Origin of the sequence: Phenylobacterium sp., from assembly GCF_044372605.1 — a bacterium.
In the GTDB taxonomy this organism is placed as follows: Bacteria; Pseudomonadota; Alphaproteobacteria; order Caulobacterales; family Caulobacteraceae; genus Phenylobacterium.
In genome coordinates this window covers 1-2,536 of sequence record NZ_JBILRO010000342.1, presented here as the reverse complement: position 1 = coordinate 2,536, position 2,536 = coordinate 1, and the positions used below count along the sequence as shown (strand labels likewise).

Genomic DNA, 2,536 nt, shown 5'->3' with positions numbered 1-2,536 from the left:
GAAGGGCGTCAGCCTGACCTGCGAGCCTGTGGCCGGGGGCGCCGCCGAGACGATAGACGCCGACTATGTGCTGCTGGCCATCGGGCGCAAACCCTACACCGAGGGCCTGGGGCTGGACAGCGTGGGCATCGAGACCGACAAGCGCGGCTTCATCCCGACCGACCACTTCAAGACCTCGGCGCCCGGCGTCTGGGCCACCGGCGACGTGATCCTGGGTCCCATGCTGGCGCACAAGGCCGAGGAAGACGCCGTCGCCTGCATTGAGCTGATCGCCGGCAAGTACGCCCATGTGGACTACAATCTGGTGCCCAGCGTGGTCTATACCGCCCCCGAAGTCGCCTGGGTGGGCAAGACCGAGGAACAGCTGAAGGCCGAGGGCCGCGCCTACAAGACCGGAAAATTCCCGTTCACCGCCAACAGCCGCGCCAAGATCAACCACGAGACGGACGGCTTCGTGAAGGTGCTGGCCGACGCTGCTACCGATGAGGTTCTGGGCGTCCATATGATTGGTCCCCAGGCGGGCGAGATGATCGGTGAGTACTGCGTGGCCATGACCTTCCGCGCCGCCTCCGAAGATATCGCTCGCGTCTGCCACCCCCATCCGACCCGGTCGGAGGCGTTGCGCCAGGCGGCCATGGGGGTCGAAGGTTGGACGATGCAGGCCTGAGTGTCCGCCGCGCACGGCCGGACGAGCTGGCCGAATGTGCGCGGGTCTACGTCCGCGTGCTCACCGACACCTTCACCTGGCTGCCCTCCGACCGGCACAGCGAGGCCGATTTCCTCAACGCCGCGCGGGATGAGGAGATCTACGTCGCGCTGGAACGCGGGCGGATCGTCGGCGTGGCGGCGCTCTACCGGCCCCAGACCTTCCTGCACTCCCTCTATGTGACCGAGCGCGGACGGGGCATCGGCCGGATCCTGCTGCATCATGTGCTGGCGGCGGCGGGCGGTCGCCTCTCGCTGAAATGCCAGACGGCCAATACGGGCGCCCAGGCCTTCTACGACCGGGAGGGGTTTCGCTGCGTGGAGGCCGGCGAGGATGGCGGCATCGCCTGGCTGCGGTTTGTGCGCGGCTGAAGCGGTAGCTTACGCGTGCGGGTGCGCCGCCGAATAGGCGCTGAGCAGGGCGGCGGCGTCCACCTCGGTGTAGCGCTGGGTCGTCGAGAGCGAGGCGTGGCCCAGCAGTTCCTGGATCGACCTCAGATCAGCGCCGGCCCCCAGCAGGTGGGTCGCAAAGGAATGCCGCAGCGCGTGCGGCGTGGCGCTGGCGGGCAGGCCGAGCCGGCTGCGCAAAAGCTGCACCATCGCCTGGACGTGGCGCGGGCTGAGCGCCCCGCCGCGCTTGGCCCGGAATAGCGGACTATTCGGCTCGAGGGCGAACGGAACCTCCGCCAGATAGGCGTCCACCGCCTCCCGCACGGCGGGCAGAACGGGAACGAGCCGCGTCTTTGACCCCTTGCCCGTGATCCTCAACAGATCACCAAGGGGCGCATCCGCGCGTTTGAGCGAAAGTCCCTCGGAGATCCGCAGGCCACAGCCATAAAGCAGCGTCAGCACGGCCTGATCGCGCGCCGACTCCCAGACCTCCCGGTCGGGGTCGAGGCCCGGCTCAGCCAGAAGTCCCGACGCCTGATCCTCGGAAATCGGGCGAGGCGCTCCGGGCCGCACGCGGGGACCGCGAACCAGGGCGATGGCTGGATTCGGTGCGTCGAGGCGTCGGTCGAGGAACTTGTGAAACGTACGGATCGCCGACAAGGCCTGGCTCAGGGAGCGCGGCGACAGCGGATGATCGCCGGACCTCAGGTACGCCAGCCAGGCCCGCACATCCCCCGCCGACAGTTTCGACAGGGATGTGACCGTCACCGTCTCGCCAAGGTGCCCCTCAAGAAAGGCGATGTAGCGCTGGGCGGCGAAGCCATAGGCCTCGAGGGTGCGTGGAGAGGCGCGGCGTTCGTGGGCCAGATGCTCGAGCCATAGCGCCCGGGCCGCCAACGCGTTCAAAGGTGGGGCCAACGCTCCGCCGTCCTCTCGACCACCCGCGCCAGGAAGGCCACCAGTTCGGCGCCCATATCCGGCGTGAAGCCCTCCGGGTCCGCCGACCCGAACGCCAGCAGCCCCTGCCTGGAGGACTCCCAGATCGCCATGCGGACCATGGCCATGGAACGGACCTCACCGGCGTCGGCGCCGAACAGACCCAGGGCCGTCGGCGCAAAACCCATACGGGCGATCTGTTCGGGTCCGCCGAGGATGAGATCGACCTGGCCCTCGACCAGATGCTTCCAGCCGGCCGGCGGCTTTCCCTCGTTCTCCAGGGCGATCACCCCGGCCGCCAGTCCGAACCGCTGCCGCGCCAGTTCATTCACGCGCCGGGCCAGGTCGGAATTGTTACGCGCCTCCAGCAGATCCACCCCGGCCCCGTGGGTCTGGGCCTGGGCCGCGAAGTTGGCCCGCGCCGTTTCCTCGATCAGGTGGCGCTGTTCGGCTTCACGCTGATGGGCGGCATGGACGCGCGCCAGGGCGGCAGGGGCGAATTCCA

The 2,536-nt window shown here is 68.8% G+C and carries 4 protein-coding genes; 2 read left to right on the top strand and 2 right to left on the bottom strand.

Annotated elements, in window-relative coordinates; genetic code table 11:
- Both ACIQ42_RS17940 and ACIQ42_RS17935 read left to right on the top strand, forming a co-directional pair.
- Window positions 1–667 (top strand): FAD-dependent oxidoreductase (locus ACIQ42_RS17940; protein WP_397423589.1); only part of this gene is annotated, 667 nt, incomplete at its 5' end.
- The gene (locus tag ACIQ42_RS17935; protein ID WP_397423588.1) at window positions 649–1,077 is read left to right on the top strand and encodes a GNAT family N-acetyltransferase; all 429 of its coding nucleotides are present in this window, start codon (window positions 649–651) and stop codon (window positions 1,075–1,077) included. The genes ACIQ42_RS17940 and ACIQ42_RS17935, both read left to right, overlap by 19 nt.
- A 9-nt stretch (window positions 1,078–1,086) precedes the next feature.
- Here ACIQ42_RS17935 and ACIQ42_RS17930 read toward each other — a convergent pair whose 3' ends face one another.
- Window positions 1,087–2,001 carry a tyrosine recombinase XerC gene (locus ACIQ42_RS17930; RefSeq protein WP_397423587.1) on the bottom strand — a complete coding sequence of 305 codons (915 nt, stop codon included), beginning with the start codon at window positions 1,999–2,001 and terminating at the stop codon, window positions 1,087–1,089.
- Window positions 1,998–2,536: DUF484 family protein (locus tag ACIQ42_RS17925; RefSeq protein WP_397423586.1), on the bottom strand; the 539-nt coding region annotated here is incomplete at its 5' end. The genes ACIQ42_RS17930 and ACIQ42_RS17925, both read right to left, overlap by 4 nt.